A 16,062-nucleotide genomic window follows, 5' to 3' on the forward strand; every position below is an offset into this window, starting at 1 on the left:
ACTACTGCTGTGCTTCGTCGCCTTCACATTTAACCAGCATTCGGGCAATCGCCGCATCGGCCCCTTGTAGGCTAAAGGTCATATACCAAGGCTCGCGTTCCTGCTGATCAAAGCCGAGAAACAGCTGTTCGCCCTGACGCATATCCGCCATCAGCGTTGCTAGGTCGCTGAGGTAAAAATGCGCATAAAAACCATCATCGCCGCGTTCCGTAATAAACTCCGCCATGGTGTCAATGATGGGCTGCTCGTCAATGCGCAGCCGGGCGGGTACCAGTTTGACCGCACGGCTCTCGCCTTGCTGCTGCTCTAGCGTCACCCGCATCTCCAGCCAGGGTAAATCGCATACCCCAGGGCTGGCGTTCAGGCTAAGCGTGGCGTCTGAATAGCTGTGGGTTTCCACCGCACGATAATGCTCCTCGTTGCCAAGCGAAAGCGTCATTGATTGCCAATGATCGTGGGAAGCCATGTCCTCGGTATTAAACGTGGCAGCGTTAATCATCGGTGTAACGGCCATCAAGGGGGCTGCCATCACCACAGCGGCTAAGGAGAGCAAACGGAAACGCTGGAGGCGAAGTGCAGTCATGATCAGGGCCATCTACTAAAACCAATAGGCGATTAACATAAAATCCAGTCTATAGCGTCTTGCAGAAAGGCAAAAGAGTAACGCGCTGATTTTCCTATATATGGTAGAAAAAAGTAAAAAAAGCGCCTCATATGGTGGGAAGTCAAGTCTATACTTCCCTCCGATGCTACGTATAATCGCTACGATTTAAGCGCTATATTCACCCTGTTGTGAAGGAGTTTTGCGACATGAGCACCGCTGCCAAGGCTATGAAGACCTCTAATGATGTCCCGATGCAGGCGCCCTCGCGGGAGATTTGGGATGCTAAATATCGCCTTAAGGATCGTCATAGCCAACCCGTCGATCAGGACGTCGGTGCTTCGTTTGAACGTGTCGCACGCGCGCTCGCAGCGGTGGAGGGTGACAAAGCCGAAGAGTGGCTACCAAAGTTTCGCTGGGCGCTGGAAAATGGCGCTATTCCTGCTGGTCGTATTCTCTCCAACGCGGGAGCTGAGGCTTATAAGCCAGCGGTGAGCCTCATTAACTGCACCGTCTCGCGCACGATTCGCGACTCCATGCGCGATATTCTCGACTCAGTGGTCGATGCGGGCATGACGCTGAAATCCGGCGCTGGCATCGGCTATGACTTCTCGACGCTACGCCACAAAGGCGCGTTCGTCTTCGGCGCTGGCGCTGGCACCAATGGCCCGCTGGCGTTTATGGATATCTACGACAAGATGTGTTTCACCGTGGCCTCTGCCGGTGGCCGCCGTGGCGCCCAAATGGGTACCTTCGATGTGGGCCACCCGGATGTGCGTGAATTTATCCAGGCTAAGCGCGAAGCGGGGCGCCTGCGTCAGTTTAACCTTAGCCTGCTGATCACCGATGAGTTCATGGAAGCGGTCAAGAACAATACCGACTGGCCGCTGGCCTTTCCGCTCCACCCGGGTGAAAAAGACGACGTTAAGCCGGAAGATCTACTCTACCGCGACTGGCCGGTAGTCGAAGAGGGTTACACGGTGGATGCCGAAGGCCGCGTCGCCTGTCGCATCGTTGAAGTGATCAAGGCGCGGGAGTTGTGGGACACCATTATGTCCTCCACCTACGACTATGCCGAGCCGGGCTTTATTCTGATCGATCAGGTTAACCGCATGAACAATAACTGGTTCTGCGAAGATATCCGTGCCACCAACCCCTGTGGCGAGCAGCCGCTGCCGCCGGAAGGCGCCTGCCTGCTGGGGTCTGTCAACCTAACCAAGTTTGTGATTGACCCCTTCGGCACCGAGCCGCGCTTTGACTGGGAGCGCTACCGTAAAGTGGTGGCGATCTTTACCCGCATGCTCGACAACGTGGTCGAGATTGCCGGTTTGCCGCTGCCTCAGCAACAGCGCGAAATCGAAGCTAAGCGCCGCCACGGCATGGGTTTTTTGGGTCTGGGGTCAACGCTCACCATGCTCAAAATCCCCTACGGCTCCAAGCAGTCGCTGGTGTTCACCGATGAAGTCAGCCGTCATTTAGCTATTGAGGGCTGGAAGCAGGCGCTGGAGCTCTCCCAAGAGAAAGGCATGGCGCCAGTGCTTGAGCAGGAGCACACCATTACCCCTAAAATGCTGCGTGAACGCCCACAGCTGGCCAAAGATGGCTACGAAGTGGGCGATCAAGTGCCTGGGCGCATTCTGCACGCCCGTTACAGCCAATATATGGCCCAAGTGGCCGAGCTTGAGCCAGAGCTTGTAGCGCAACTGGCCGAGCATGGTGCGCGCTTTACCCACCACAGCTCGATCGCACCAACTGGCACTATCAGCCTGTCGATGGGTAACAACGCCTCTAACGGCATTGAACCTTCGTTCTCGCACCGCTACTTTCGCAATATTATCCAGTCGGGCAAAAAGACCAAAGAGCAGGTCGAGGTAGTCTCTTTTGAGTTAGCGGCGTACCGCCACTTTATCGCCGCCGACGCTGTGGACAGCGACCTACCGGATTACTTTGTGACCGCCGATGCTATTTCACCGGAACAGCACGTGGCCGTTCAGGCGGCTGCCCAGCACTGGGTCGATTCGGCAATCTCGAAAACGGTCAATGTGCCCACCGATTTCCCCTTTGAGCAGTTTCAGGATCTCTATCTGCAGGCTTATGAAAGCCGCTTGAAAGGCTGCACGACCTTCCGCTTTAACCCGGAAGCCTTCCAGGGCGTACTGGTGCGCGAAGATGATCTTAAAAACACCACCTACGTCTTTGAGCTGGAAAATGGCGAAACCCTGGAACTGACCGGGGATGAGAAGGTGGTTTATGACGGCGAAGAGCACAACGCTGCCAACCTGTTTGATGGCTTGAAAGAAGGCACCTACGGCAAATGGTGATGCCGCGCTTAGCGCCACTATTCACTAACGCACACCTTTGCTAAACGGAGAGATATCCCATGGCTGTTGAAATTACCTCCAAAATTGTCGGTTACCGTATCAAGCAGCAGGCACCGGCTGTACCTGCCCCTGAGCTACAGGATGAAAACCCGCTGACGGTGCGCATTCCGTCACGCCCAGAAGGCACTCTGGAAGCCGTATCGGAGAAGATTTCGTACGTGGGGGCGGAAGGGCGCAAGAAAGTCTACCTGCTAGTGTCATTCATGCCGGTGGAAGGCGTGATTGGCGGCAAACGCGTTGTGATTGAGCGTCCGGTAGAATTCTTTTTCCCGTCAGGACAGCTCTCCAGCGAGCACCAGTGGATCACCGCGACCATGCGCAGCCTCTCACTGGCCGCGCGAGGTGGTTACGTCACCCAGGCGGTGGCGGATCTGCGTAAGGTGGCGTGGGACAAAGGGCTGGTACGTTGTGGCATGAACCGCTGGAACAAGCCGATGTTCCACGATTCAGAAGTGGCGGCCATCGCCTGGTCTATCCAGCAGATTCTCTACCGCCGCGGCTTTCTGGATCGGGACGGTAATCAAGTGCCTGTGGAGCAGTTAGTCGAGCGCTACGCCCACCGCATGACCCACGGCCATGCTTGGCAGCCTGATGAGGAAGCCACTGAGGTTGAAACGGGTGCAGTTGAGGCTATTGGCGGTGAGCATTCAGCGCCAAAAAAGCCTGAAAGCAGCGGCCCAGCCACGGTGGGTAACTGCCCCGAATGCCGCGGTGAGCTGATTATGATGGATGGCTGCCCTACCTGCTATGCAGGCTGTGGCTGGTCAAAATGTGGTTAGGTTGAGTTAAGGCTCTGTCTAAGTATGGCCGTGTGCTTGATAGCACGCGGCCATTTTTATGCAGACTCGCCTAATAGAGGGCGGACGTTATCGGTGAGATAGCAGTCGTCAAATTGCCCTTCGGCACTGAGCGCTTTTAAGTCCGGTATCGTCAGGTGATGGCGGTCTCGAAACACCAAGCCATTTTCGCTAAGTGCCGTAAAGGTACGGCTCACGTGTACCGGACTCAGCCCCAGCACATCGGCCAGCTGCTCCTGGGAGAGCGGTAGGCGGAATTGATTGGTAAGGTCCGGATTGGTTTGACGCAGTCGCAGATACATCTCGTAAAGAAAATGGGCCATTTTCTGACGGGCGCTACGTCTGGCCAAGGTGACCAACCGCTCGGTCATGAGCGCCTGCTGTCGGCTACCAATGGCAAACATTACCGAGGTAAGTGGCAGCGACTGGCGGAATATCTCGAGCATGCGTTTATGCGGAAAGTGGCATATCACTCCGTCATCGATCATACGCACGTTCTCAAGGCGCTGTGAGAAGGCAAATTCGCGTAGTCCAATGATGTCACCTGGCAAAAATACTTCCAGAATTTGCCGATCACCGTTTTCCAGATGACGGTAGGAGTAGGCCCAGCCACTTTTTAGCGTGCAGAACTCATTGGCTGGAGCGCCCATTTCCCAAAGTAGCGTACCCGATTTTATATCGGATGGGCTCTCTTCCAGCGAAAGGAGTAGTTTTTTCTCATCCTCAGTCAGTGAGCAGTAGTGGCTGAAGTGTTTGATAATACAGCTTTTTTCTTCATTCATGATGTATTCCTCTAGCGAGGCTTGCATAAGACTGCTAATGATTATCTGGCCGGTACTATAAACAATCTGGCTGCGTGCTGCTTTGCCAAAAAGTATTAACGAGTGTGATTAGTTCGGTTGAGGGTGAGCAACTGTGCCCACCCTTCGAACGAATAGGCATCAGCGCTTCGTTGCGCGATTGCCTCTCGCTAGTAGTGGCGCTAAGAAGCGGCCAGTATGCGAGACGTCCTGTTTGGCGATCTGTTCTGGCGTGCCCTCGGCGATGATCTGCCCGCCACCCGAGCCCCCTTCGGGGCCGAGATCGACAATCCAGTCGGCGGTTTTGATCACATCCAAATTGTGCTCAATGACCACAATGGTGTTGCCATGATCACGCAGGCGATGGAGTACCGTCAGCAGCTGGCGAATATCTTCAAAGTGCAGGCCGGTGGTCGGCTCATCAAGAATATACAGTGTTTTGCCGGTATCGCGTTTGGCTAATTCACGAGCCAGCTTGACTCGCTGCGCTTCACCGCCCGAAAGCGTGGTAGCACTCTGACCCAGACGGATGTAGGAGAGCCCCACATCCAGCAGGGTTTGCAAGCGACGAGCAATAGCGGGTACCGGACTGAAAAACTCCAGCGCATCCTCCACCGTCATGGCCAGCACTTCGTGGATCGTTTTGCCTTTGTAGTGAATATCTAAGGTTTCACGGTTATAGCGCTTGCCCTTACACACATCGCATGGCACGTAGATATCCGGTAGAAAGTGCATCTCCACCTTAATCATGCCTTCGCCCTGGCACGCCTCACAGCGCCCACCTTTAACGTTAAAGCTAAAGCGGCCGGGCTTGTAGCCCCGTGACCGCGCTTCTTGGGTGCCGGCAAACAGCTCGCGAATCGGGGTGAAAATACCCGTATAGGTGGCCGGGTTGGAGCGCGGCGTGCGCCCAATCGGACTCTGATCTATATCGATGACTTTATCGAGCTGATCGAGTCCTTCGATTTTCTCATAGGGAGCAGCGGTCAGCGTGGTCGCGCGGTTTAATTCGCGAGCCGCAATCGGCATTAGCGTGCCGTTGATCAACGTCGATTTACCCGAGCCGGAGACACCGGTAATGGCGATAAACAGCCCCAGTGGCAGGCTAAGCGTTACGTTTTGCAGGTTGTTACCGGTAGCACCGCGTACCACCAGCTGCTTTTCAGGGTTACCGGGAATGCGGTAGGGAGGCACGGCGATTTCCCGCGTGCCAGAAAGGTACTGTCCGGTCAGCGAGTCGGGGTTGTCCATCACGTCCTGGGGTGTGCCCTGAGCGACAATTTCACCACCGTGAACGCCTGCGCCAGGGCCGATATCCAATACGTGGTCGGCGGCGCGAATGGCGTCTTCATCGTGCTCAACCACGATCACGGTATTGCCCAAATCGCGCAGCCGCTCAAGGGTTTTTAGCAGTCGGTCGTTATCGCGCTGGTGCAAGCCAATCGACGGCTCATCAAGGATATACATCACCCCGACAAGGCCGGCACCAATCTGATTGGCTAGGCGGATACGCTGGGCTTCACCGCCGGAGAGTGTATCGGCACTGCGCTCCAGATTGAGATAGTCCAGCCCCACATTAACCAGAAACTCTAAGCGCGCATGGATCTCGTGGACGATTTTATCGGCGATCTCACCTTTGCGCCCCGGTAGGCTTAGATCGGCAAAATAGCGCCACGCTTCGCCAATCGGGAAGCGCACGATCTCGGCTATATTGTGATCATCCACGTAAACATGGCGCGACTCTTTACGCAGTCGCGAGCCGTTACAGGTGGCGCAGGGCTGCACGGCGATGTATTTGACCAAATCATCGCGCACCATGTTGGATTCGGTTTCCCGATAGCGGCGCTGCATATTGGGCAACACGCCTTCGAAAGTGTGCTCGCGGGTCACTTTCCGCCCCCGGTCACCCACGTAAACAAACGGAATCTGCTCGTCGCCGCTGCCGTTTAAGATCACCTCCCGCTCATGGCGGGCAAGCTCCTGCCAGGGCGTTTCCAGTTCAAAGCGGTAGTGCTTGGCCAGCGCCTGGAGCTGGGTAAAGTAGTAGATGTTGCGCCGATCCCAGCCTTTGATTACGCCTTCCGCCAGGGAGAGTTCCGGGTGGCTGATCAGCTTGTCGGGGTCGAAGTACTGCTGCACGCCTAACCCGTCACAGGTTGGGCAGGCGCCCGCCGGGTTGTTGAACGAGAACATCCGCGGCTCAAGTTCCGCCAGCGAGTAGCCGCACACCGGGCAGGCAAAGCGCGATGAGAAGGCTATGTCGTCTCGCTCGCCGTCCATAAAGTGAATCATGGCGGTGCCATCAGCGAGGTTCAGCGCCGTTTCAAAGGACTCTGCCAAACGCTGGGCAAGGTCATCGCGTACTTTGAAACGGTCGACCACCACGCTGATATCGTGTTTTTTGCGCTTATCCAGCGGAGCGATGTCATCCAGTTCCAGCACTTGGCCGTCGATCAACGCGCGCACAAAGCCCTGAGCACGCAGCTCTGCTAACAGCTGCAGGTGTTCACCTTTGCGCCCTTTGATTACCGGTGCCAGCAGCATCAGCTTGGTGCCTTCGGCAAGGTTCATCACCTGGTCGACCATTTGTGAGATCGTCTGGGCTTCAAGGTCTTCGCCATGCTCTGGGCAGCGGGGCGTGCCTGCACGGGCGAACAGCAGGCGCAGGTAGTCATAAATTTCGGTGATGGTGCCCACGGTCGAGCGCGGGTTGTGGGAAGTAGACTTCTGCTCAATAGAGATCGCAGGTGACAGCCCTTCAATGTGATCCACATCGGGCTTTTCCATCATCGACAGGAATTGGCGCGCATAGGTGGAGAGCGATTCCACGTAGCGGCGCTGCCCCTCGGCGTAAAGAGTATCGAACGCTAATGACGATTTACCCGAGCCTGATAGGCCGGTAATCACAATCAACTTGTTACGGGGCAGTTCCACATCGATCTGCTTGAGGTTGTGGGTGCGGGCACCCCTGACCAGAATGCTGTCCATCAACACCTCGAATCGCGCGGCAAAAGCGTGATTATACGTTTGTCTGACCCCTCCCGGCAAAACCGCTTTAATAACCTGCGTCAACTCGCGACGTTTCCAGCGTCAGTTCAAACCGCTAGAATAGGGGGCTGTCTCAAGTCGTTACGCATATTCACCGCATGCTTATCCACCACATTTTTATTTTTCACCATACGCTGGGGCATTATGCGCAAGGTTTCCGCACTATTGCTGGCCTCTGAACGTCGAGCGATCAGCGGTCTGGCCGGACTTTATGCGTCTCGCATGCTGGGTCTATTTATGGTGCTGCCCGTGTTGGCGCTGTATGCCGACACGCTGGATGGGGCCACGCCACTGCTGGTGGGCGTTGCGTTAGGTATCTATGGTTTAACCCAGGCAACGCTGCAAATTCCGTTTGGCTTACTCTCTGATCGTATTGGGCGTAAGCGGGTGATTGCCATGGGGCTGGTGATTTTTGCACTTGGCAGCGTCGTTGCCGCGCTCTCTGACAGCATTGCTGGAGTAATCGCTGGTCGAGCGTTACAGGGAGGCGGTGCGGTGGCGGCCGCTATCATGGCGCTGCTGGCGGATCAAACCCGTGAGGAAATTCGCACCGTCGCGATGGCGACCATTGGGCTTTCGATTGGCGTATCGTTTGCCATCGCCATGGTGCTGGGGCCATGGCTGGCTGCTTGGGCGGGGCTAGCCGGGGTGTTCTGGTTTACTGCCCTACTGACGCTGGTAGGGTTGCTGGTACTATGGCGCTGGGTGCCTGCCGCGCCGCGGCGGCGTCGCCACCGTGATGTGGGCATGGATCGTCAGCAGTTCAAAAGCGTGATCACCCGCCCCGATTTATGGCGGCTGGATCTGTCGATTTTTGCCCTGCACTTAGTGCTGATGGCGATATTTGTGGCGGTACCTTTTCGTTTGCTAAACGCAGGTGTGGCCATTGAGTATCATGGACTGGCGTATCTTGGCATTATGGCGCTATCGTTTGTGGCTATGGTGCCGCTGATTATTGTTGCCGAGAAGCAGCAGCGCATGCGGCTGATGTGCCTGATGGCGATTGGCTCTATTGTGATTAGTTTAGCGGGTCTGGGGCTACCATTATCGCCAGGTTATTGGCTGTTCGTTTGGCTGTTTGTGTTCTTCACAGGCTTTAACCTGTTGGAGGCGACACTGCCTTCCATGCTCAGTAAACTGGCCCCGGCGGGCGCGAAAGGTACCGCCATGGGGGTGTACTCCACCAGCCAATTTTTAGGGGCTTTTTTAGGCGGTACGCTGGGTGGTCTGTTGGCGCATTATGGCGGGCTCAACGCGGTCTTTATCGGCTGTGCCGTACTTGCGCTGTGCTGGTGGATTGCTATGTGGCGGATGCCCTCACCACCACCGCTCTCCAGTGAAGTAGTGGCACTGCACGAGACTCAGGCAGATGCGCTTGATCTATTAATGGAACATTTAGCCGATGTTGTCGGCGTCGAAGACGTAATGGTGGTGCCAGAAGAGCGTTTGGTCTATTTAAAAGTGAACCGCCAACAGCTTGATCAGGCAGCGTTGACGAGGCTAATGGCACCACCAAAATCTTAATCTAGCGAGGCCGTAACACGGGGCTTGGCTGGCAATTAATCCTATGTGACACCTATTAAAGGAGCGCCTTATGGCTCGCGGCATTAACAAGGTCATTTTGATTGGCAACCTCGGGCAGGATCCAGAGGTGCGTTTCACCCCCAGCGGCACCGCCGTGGCCAACCTAAACCTGGCGACGACTGATACCTGGATGGATCGCCAAAGCGGTCAGCGCCAAGAGCGTACCGAATGGCATCGCGTGGTGATGTTCAATAAAACCGCCGAAATCGCTCAGCAGTACCTGAAAAAAGGCTCCAAAGTCTATATTGAAGGGCGCTTGCAAACCCGTAAGTGGCAGGATCAGAACGGCCAGGATCGTTACTCGACAGAAATCGTCGCTAACGATATGCAGATGCTTGACGGACGTAGCGGTGACTTCCAGGGCGGTGGCGCTCCGCAAAATAATTATGACCAAAATTCTGCGCCTCAGCACGCTCCAGCGCAGAACTATCCTACTCAGAACAATCCTGCTCAGAACAGCCCCGCTCAGAATAGTCAGGGCGGCGGTTATCCTCAGCAGGGCGGCCAGAACCCACAGCAGGCACCTCGTCCCCCGCAGCCAGCGCCGCAGCAGGGCAACCAAGCTCCGCCGCCTAACCAGCAGAACAGCAGCTATGGTGCGCCAGATCCGGGTAACTTCGACGACTTCGATGATGAGATTCCATTTTGAAGGTATTCATCAATGAGCCACTAAGGGCAGGGTGTGACAAGGAGAGGCTGTCTTGAAGCTGCTGATATTGGATGCCGGACACTGCTTAAGCTTGGCACTGGCCCGGGAAGCAAGCCGTCGCGCCGATACAGAATTAGTCATTGAACAAGGGGCGACCATTACCCCGTCTCGGCTGACAGCAATTGCGCCTGACGCTGTGATTATTCCACCGTTGGCACACCCCTTAAACATGGCGCCTGCGGATGTTACCGCCCATGCTGATGCGGTAGACATCTGTTTGGACGCCTGTCTATCCCAAGACGTAGCGTTAGTATGGTGTGTCTCTGATCAGCTTTACGAAGACGGTTTGGAAGTCCCCATTGATGAGCATGTGGTGCCAGCGCCGCGGGATGACAGCTTGCGCCGTCTGGTACAAACCGGTGATCGTATCCGTGCGGAGTCTCAGCGCCATTTGATTGTGCGCCTAGGTCCGCTGTTTGCGCTGGAAGGCAGTCATGCTTGGCTCAATGAGATCATCGATAGCTTAGTGCTCGGGAAGGCGGTGCGTGCCGCAGAGGATGTGATTTTTTGCCCGACCTCAGCGGATGCTGTTGCTATGGCACTGATCGGTATGTTGCAGCAGCAGGCCAGTGGTGCTGACGCGTGGGGCGCTTATCATTTGGCTGGAACTGAGCCGGTTAGCGCCTTTACGTTCACCTCTATGGTACGTACTCAGCTGTTAACGCATCTTGAAGGGCGTGGAGAGCAAGTCTCTCTTGGTGAGGTGCAGCCGCTTAAACATCATCATGATGCCAAGCTGCGACGCGTTTTAAATTGTCGTCGGGTGTTAGATGTCTTTGGTGTCCATCAGAAACCGTGGCGATTAGAGGCGGGACGTATGTTGGATGCGTGGTGTTTAACCCGTGACCATAACCGTGTCAGCGATACAGGAGCGTCGGCTTGATAAATGTGGTTCGCAGCCTGGTGTTTTATGTCGGCTACTTTTTAGCCATGCTGATGATTGGCATCCTGTTTCTACCCATTGCGCCGTTTCTCCCGCTGTCTGGCCGCTACCGCTTACTCAATTTGTATAACTACTTTTTGATGGTGTGGTTTCGTATCGCCTGTGGCGTGCGCTATGACATTCAAGGTAGAGAAAACCTGCCCAGCGGTCCCTGTGTGATTCAGGCCAATCATCAGTGTGAGTGGGAAACGGTGTTTCTGCAGGTGATGAAGCCTCCCGTATGTACCGTGCTGAAACGCGAGTTGCTGCGCCTACCAATCTTTGGCTGGGGGTTGCGTTTGCTACGCCCGATCAGTTTAGATCGCTCCAAACCGGCGCGGGCGATGAAGCAGGTGCTGACTCAAGGCGTGGAGCGTCTCGGTACCGGTATGTCTGTGCTAATTTTTCCGGAAGGTACGCGGGTAGATCCAGGCATCCGTAAGCGATATAACAAAAGTGGCAGCGTGGTGGCGTGTCGTGCGGGAGTGCCTGTCTTACCGGTGGCCCATAATGCTGGTGAACGCTGGCCTGGACGCCACTGGGTTAAACGGCCAGGCGTTCTGCGTGTGCGCATTGGTAAGCCTATTGAGACGGCGGGACGCATGCCGGATGAGGTGCTTGCGGAAGTAGAAGTGTGGATAGAAGCGCAGTTACAGGAAATTTCGGAGGTGCCGCGGCCTACCCTTAGTTCTAGTTCACGTTAGAGCGTACTTCTGTTTGGTTACACATCTGCTTGGTCCACCTTTAATGTTAAACGACAATGGCGCCCAGAGGGCGCCATTGTCGTTGTCATCATGCCTGCGCTGTTAACAGCGTTAGTCGTTAAAGCGCTGGAAGACTAAACACGCATTGGTGCCACCAAAACCGAAGCTGTTCGACAAGGCGCGCTCTATCGTTACGCCATCGCGGCATTCTGTAACGATGTCAAAACCTTCGGCCTGATCATCCAGATCGGTGATATTTGCTGAAGCGGCTACAAAATTGTGCTGCATCATCAGTAGCGAATAGATCGCTTCTTGTACACCCGTGGCCCCTAGAGAGTGACCAGTGAGCGATTTAGTCGAGCTCATGGCGGGCGTTGTATTACCGAACACTTCGCGTATTGCTTTTAGCTCGGCAACATCGCCCACAGGCGTAGAAGTGCCGTGGGTATTGATGTAGTCAATCTTACCTTCAACGGTGGCCATCGCTTGGCGCATACAGCGCATTGCGCCTTCTCCCGAAGGTGCGACCATGTCGTGGCCATCAGAAGTCGCGCCGTAACCCACCAGTTCGCCATAAATCTTGGCACCGCGCGCTTTAGCGTGTTCAAGCTCTTCTAACACCAGCATGCCGCCACCACCTGCAATAACGAAGCCGTCGCGGGCCTTGTCATATGGGCGCGAGGCCTGTGCAGGGTTGTCGTTATAGTGGGTAGAGAGCGCGCCCATGGCATCAAACAAGCAAGAGAGAGTCCAGTGCTCCTCTTCACCGCCACCGGCAAACACCACGTCTTGCTTATTTAGCTGAATTTGCTCCATCGCACTACCGATACAGTGCGCCGAGGTGGCACAGGCAGAAGAGATAGAGTAATTGATGCCTTTAATTTTGAACGGCGTTGCCAGGCAAGCTGACACAGTACTGCCCATAGTGCGGGTAACGCGGTAAGGGCCAACGCGGCGCAGGCCTTTTTCACGCAACACATCGGCGGCTTCAACCTGGTTTGCGCTTGAAGCACCGCCAGAGCCAGCAATAAGCCCCGTTCGTTCGTTGGAGACCTGCTCCTCAGAGAGCCCGGCATCTTCAATGGCTTGAGCCATAGAGACATAGGCGTAGGCAGCAGCATCGCCCATAAAACGGCGCAGTTTCCGGTCAATGAGTGCGTCAAGGTCTATATCGACGCTGCCCGCCACATGGCTACGGAAGCCACGCTCGGCATACTCTTCCTTAAAACGAATACCGCTACGCCCAGTTTTGAGCGCGTCCAGGACCTGTCGTTGGTCGTTGCCAAGGCAAGATACAATGCCAAGGCCGGTGACTACCACTCGTCGCATGGGAGCCTCCTGTTCAGAAATTCGCAGTGGAGGTAAATAGGCCAACACGCAGATCATTAGCCTGATAAATGTCGCGTCCGTCGACAGAAACTGTTCCGTCGGCGATACCCAAAATGAGGCGTCGGGTAATAATACGCTTAATATTAATACTATAGGTCACTTTCTGAGCATCCGGCAGGATCTGTCCGCTGAACTTGACCTCGCCGCAGCCAAGTGCACGGCCACGACCTGGATGGCCTAGCCAGCCTAAATAGAACCCAACGAGTTGCCACATGGCATCTAGGCCTAAGCAGCCAGGCATGACAGGGTCGCCAGGAAAGTGGCAATCAAAGAACCACAAGTCAGAGCTGATATCCAGCTCGGCGATCAGTTCGCCCTTGCCATGCTCTCCGCCCTCTTCATGAATATGCTTAATACGGTCAAGCATGAGCATGTTAGGAGCCGGGAGCTGAGCATTACCGGGGCCGAATAGCTCGCCGCGCGAGCAGGCCAGCAGTTCATCGCGATCAAAGGAGTGTTGCTTGGTCACTGAATCGTTCCGAATATCGAATTGGTTGTTGGGCTAGTCTACTTCCCGAAACCGCTGAATGCACGTAAGAGGCTATTTATCGCATATAACTACAGAATTGGTCGTAGTTGCCGATAGCATTAGAGCGGGCATGTCAGGGTGATTTAACATCCATTATGCACAACAAACGTTCTGTTGACGTAATATGCGTATTAAAACACTGTTTATGGGCGGCATAATCAGCATGGCACCTCACGCTAATTTTTAGCTGGATTAATTTGTATAGGGTATAGCGAAACGCCATGTGGCTTCCTGTTTCTCTTAATCGTCCGTTGGTATGGGTTGCGCTTGCGGCACTACCTGCCTGCGTATGGATTCCAGATCCTGTGCTGCGCTTAGTCGCGTCAGCCTTTGTCATGTTGGGTTTATGGGATGCCTGGAACCAAGTCCGTCAGCAGCGTTTGCGGTTACGGTTAACCCAAGATGCGCTAGGGCTTGCGAGCGATGCTATGGTGATAAGCGATGCGCAAAATCGCATTATCGCTGTTAACCCTGCGTTTACTGAAATTACAGGCTACGCCAGTCAGGAAGTGATCGGCATTAAATTAGACACCCTGGCGGCACCACGCCACGATAAGGCTTTCTATCAAACCTTCTGGAGTACGCTAAAAAGTACCGGGCGTTGGGAAGGCGAGATGTGGAACCGCCGTAAGCATGGTGATGAATACCCTGAGTGGCTAAAAGTACGCGCGGTAACCGAGAAGCGAGGGAAAATCACCCACTTCATCAATTTATTCACCGATATTTCGGCGCAAAAGGCGCGTGAAAATGATTTGCGTCGAATTGGCTACGAAGATCCATTAACCGGTCTGCCTAATCGTCGTCGCCTTCACGACCTGCTTGCGTCCCGGTTGCGCCACATACGCGCTGGCGAAAGCCTGGATATGGCACTAGTGGATATTGACGACTTAAAATCGGTTAACGATAGCTTGGGGGTCGAGCAGGGTGATCGCTTACTCGCGCGCTTTGCTCAGCGGCTTACCAGCTATATGGCGGGAAGCATTGTCGGCCGATTGGGTGGCGATGAGTTTATGGTAGTGCGTACCACAACCTTTGACGATCATGACAAGTGGGTTGCGTCTCTGCGCGAGCATATGGGCCGCCCGTTTGAAATAGATGACCACCCATTACGCTTAGGGCTGACAATCGGTAGCTGTCGAGTGCCTGAAGATGGTAACGATTCAGGGGTGCTCTTCCAGCGCCTAGAGTCAGCACTTTATAGCGCCAAACGATTGGGACGTAACCATAGCCAGCGTTTTCGACCCGCGCTGGACAAGCAGGACAACCCTCAATTAGCGCTGGTCAGCGATTTACGTGCGGCGCTCATTTCTGGGGACCAGTTAGAACTACACTTTCAAACCCAGAATGAGCCTAGCAGCGGAGAAATAGTCGGCATGGAAGCACTGCTGCGCTGGCGTCATCCACAGGATGGTATGATTTCACCCGGCGACTTTATTCCGCTGGCGGAGCGTCACGGTTTAATGACTCAGCTAGGTGCCTGGGTCATCGAAAAAGCCTGTGCCCAGCAGTCGCATTGGCGTAATAGCGCCATGCCAAAACTAACGATCTGGGTCAATATCTCGGCGCTGCAGCTGTTTCAAGGCGATCTGGAAAGCCAGCTAGCGTCTTGCTTAAAGCGCTACCAGCTGACCCCTTCCCAGATTGGCTTAGAGTTAACCGAATCGGTGCTTTTAGACGAGCGAGCGGGCGAAATGAGGCCACGCTTGCAAGGGCTACGCGACCAAGGCTTCGCGATTGCGATTGATGATTTTGGCACTGGCTACTCATCGCTAGGCTACTTGAAGCGCTTGCCGGTTGATAAAATCAAACTCGATCGCGCTTTCATCAAAGAACTACCTCATGACCAAGCAGATGCCGCCATCGTTAAAGCCGTATTGGCGATGGCAAAAGGCATGGGGCTTGAGGTGATAGCAGAAGGCGTGGAGACAAAAGAGCAGTGCCAGTTTTTGATAGATGCTGGTTGCAAGAGTGTTCAAGGGTTCTACTTTTCGAGACCGCTGCCTGCCGTTGAGTTAGAAAAGCGTCTGGTACCTGAGCCTCTTACCCATCCCGCTGCGCCATAAGTATCATTTCTAAGGGCTTTACTGGGTATGTCGTTTAGAAATCCGAAGATAATAGAGGCTAATGCCGCCACATAGCACTGCCCAAATTAAACTCTGTACAGGGAGCAACCAGGCCGCAAGGCTAACCTCCGACAACAGCGCACCGCCATAGTAAGACAGTGGGCCACTAACTGCTCCACATAGCGCGGCTATCAGCGGATAGCGCCATAGCCATGCAAGTGAGTGATAAACCAGCGTGGCAAATAGTGGCCATAGCATCCATAGCCATAGGGGTAACAGCCCCAACACCAGTGTTTGGCCATTAAAATCAAAACCGCCCAGCAGATGTAAACCGCCATCAATCACCAAACCAAGCAGTGCAAACCCTGCAATAAACCGCCACTCTCCGGACAAAGCGCAGCGCCATAGATGCCAGGCTAACAAGCCACCGCCTGCAAGCGCGGCAACGCCTGAACCGCCTACTACGCATAACAGCCAGCCAGCTTCAAAACGCAGAGCATTTAACAGCAGTGTCTGCCACGAGCGTGATGCCATT

13 protein-coding genes are annotated in these 16,062 nt (G+C 54.8%); 7 read left to right on the forward strand and 6 right to left on the reverse strand.

Annotated features, from left to right (window positions below; all coding sequences use genetic code 11):
* Position 1 precedes the first annotated feature (1 nt).
* Entirely contained in the window at positions 2-529 is a 528-nt protein-coding gene (locus tag MLE19_RS12985; protein WP_240718691.1) for a hypothetical protein, read from the reverse strand.
* Between the two features lie 281 nt (positions 530-810).
* Here MLE19_RS12985 and MLE19_RS12990 point away from each other — a divergent pair, with 281 nt between their 5' ends.
* Positions 811-2,922 carry an adenosylcobalamin-dependent ribonucleoside-diphosphate reductase gene (locus tag MLE19_RS12990; RefSeq protein WP_240718607.1) on the forward strand — a complete coding sequence of 704 codons (2,112 nt, stop codon included), beginning with the start codon at positions 811-813 and terminating at the stop codon, positions 2,920-2,922.
* Positions 2,923-2,981: 59 nt separating this feature from the next.
* On the forward strand, positions 2,982-3,761 hold the full coding sequence (locus MLE19_RS12995) for a ribonucleoside-diphosphate reductase (protein WP_240718608.1): 780 nt from the start codon (positions 2,982-2,984) through the stop codon (positions 3,759-3,761).
* 56 nt (positions 3,762-3,817) lie between these two features.
* Here MLE19_RS12995 and MLE19_RS13000 read toward each other — a convergent pair whose 3' ends face one another.
* Entirely contained in the window at positions 3,818-4,561 is a 744-nt protein-coding gene (locus MLE19_RS13000; protein WP_240718609.1) for a Crp/Fnr family transcriptional regulator, read from the reverse strand.
* Between the two features lie 159 nt (positions 4,562-4,720).
* Positions 4,721-7,567 (reverse strand): excinuclease ABC subunit UvrA, encoded by a 2,847-nt coding sequence (gene uvrA / locus MLE19_RS13005; protein WP_240718610.1) that lies wholly within the window; start codon positions 7,565-7,567, stop codon positions 4,721-4,723.
* A gap of 204 nt (positions 7,568-7,771) precedes the next feature.
* Between uvrA and MLE19_RS13010 the strand changes: the two genes are divergently transcribed.
* The 4 genes from MLE19_RS13010 (at position 7,772) to MLE19_RS13025 (ending at position 11,546) form a co-directional block, all read left to right on the forward strand.
* Positions 7,772-9,151, forward strand: a complete 1,380-nt coding sequence (locus MLE19_RS13010) for an MFS transporter (protein WP_240718611.1) — start codon at positions 7,772-7,774, stop codon at positions 9,149-9,151.
* 70 nt (positions 9,152-9,221) lie between these two features.
* Positions 9,222-9,860 carry a single-stranded DNA-binding protein gene (locus MLE19_RS13015; protein ID WP_240718612.1) on the forward strand — a complete coding sequence of 213 codons (639 nt, stop codon included), beginning with the start codon at positions 9,222-9,224 and terminating at the stop codon, positions 9,858-9,860.
* Between the two features lie 52 nt (positions 9,861-9,912).
* Complete coding sequence (locus MLE19_RS13020; protein ID WP_240718613.1) at positions 9,913-10,803, forward strand: sugar nucleotide-binding protein; 891 nt, start codon at positions 9,913-9,915, stop codon at positions 10,801-10,803.
* Positions 10,800-11,546, forward strand: coding sequence for a lysophospholipid acyltransferase family protein (locus tag MLE19_RS13025; protein ID WP_240718614.1), 747 nt, complete (start codon positions 10,800-10,802; stop codon positions 11,544-11,546). The genes MLE19_RS13020 and MLE19_RS13025 overlap by 4 nt, the downstream gene beginning before the upstream one ends.
* Before the next feature lie 111 nt (positions 11,547-11,657).
* On the opposite strand, the gene fabB is transcribed toward MLE19_RS13025, so the two are convergent.
* Together fabB and fabA are read right to left on the reverse strand one after the other, a co-directional pair.
* Positions 11,658-12,875: a beta-ketoacyl-ACP synthase I gene (fabB, locus tag MLE19_RS13030; RefSeq protein ID WP_240718615.1), complete on the reverse strand. Its 1,218-nt coding sequence runs from the start codon at positions 12,873-12,875 to the stop codon at positions 11,658-11,660.
* A 13-nt stretch (positions 12,876-12,888) separates the two neighbouring features.
* A complete protein-coding gene (gene fabA / locus MLE19_RS13035; RefSeq protein WP_240718616.1) occupies positions 12,889-13,404 on the reverse strand; it encodes a 3-hydroxyacyl-[acyl-carrier-protein] dehydratase FabA in 516 nt (171 codons plus the stop codon).
* Positions 13,405-13,685: 281 nt separating this feature from the next.
* Here fabA and MLE19_RS13040 point away from each other — a divergent pair, with 281 nt between their 5' ends.
* Positions 13,686-15,527 (forward strand): putative bifunctional diguanylate cyclase/phosphodiesterase, encoded by a 1,842-nt coding sequence (locus MLE19_RS13040; protein WP_240718617.1) that lies wholly within the window; start codon positions 13,686-13,688, stop codon positions 15,525-15,527.
* A gap of 18 nt (positions 15,528-15,545) precedes the next feature.
* On the opposite strand, the gene MLE19_RS13045 is transcribed toward MLE19_RS13040, so the two are convergent.
* The gene (locus tag MLE19_RS13045) at positions 15,546-16,061 is read right to left on the reverse strand and encodes a DUF2878 family protein (protein ID WP_240718618.1); all 516 of its coding nucleotides are present in this window, start codon (positions 16,059-16,061) and stop codon (positions 15,546-15,548) included.
* Position 16,062 lies beyond the last annotated feature (1 nt).

Source organism: Vreelandella neptunia (assembly GCF_022489065.1).
GTDB lineage: Bacteria > Pseudomonadota > Gammaproteobacteria > Pseudomonadales > Halomonadaceae > Vreelandella > Vreelandella neptunia_A.

Bases quoted from the DNA above. Each gene is read 5' to 3' on its own strand.
- MLE19_RS12985 (WP_240718691.1), bottom strand. From the start codon at position 529: ATGGCAGCCCCCTTGATGGCCGTTACACCGATGATTAACGCTGCCACG.
- MLE19_RS12990 (WP_240718607.1), top strand. From the start codon at position 811: ATGAGCACCGCTGCCAAGGCTATGAAGACCTCTAATGATGTCCCGATG.
- MLE19_RS12995 (WP_240718608.1), top strand. From the start codon at position 2,982: ATGGCTGTTGAAATTACCTCCAAAATTGTCGGTTACCGTATCAAGCAG.
- MLE19_RS13000 (WP_240718609.1), bottom strand. From the start codon at position 4,561: ATGAATGAAGAAAAAAGCTGTATTATCAAACACTTCAGCCACTACTGC.
- uvrA (WP_240718610.1), bottom strand. From the start codon at position 7,567: ATGGACAGCATTCTGGTCAGGGGTGCCCGCACCCACAACCTCAAGCAG.
- MLE19_RS13010 (WP_240718611.1), top strand. From the start codon at position 7,772: ATGCGCAAGGTTTCCGCACTATTGCTGGCCTCTGAACGTCGAGCGATC.
- MLE19_RS13015 (WP_240718612.1), top strand. From the start codon at position 9,222: ATGGCTCGCGGCATTAACAAGGTCATTTTGATTGGCAACCTCGGGCAG.
- fabB (WP_240718615.1), bottom strand. From the start codon at position 12,875: ATGCGACGAGTGGTAGTCACCGGCCTTGGCATTGTATCTTGCCTTGGC.
- MLE19_RS13040 (WP_240718617.1), top strand. From the start codon at position 13,686: ATGTGGCTTCCTGTTTCTCTTAATCGTCCGTTGGTATGGGTTGCGCTT.
- MLE19_RS13045 (WP_240718618.1), bottom strand. From the start codon at position 16,061: ATGGCATCACGCTCGTGGCAGACACTGCTGTTAAATGCTCTGCGTTTT.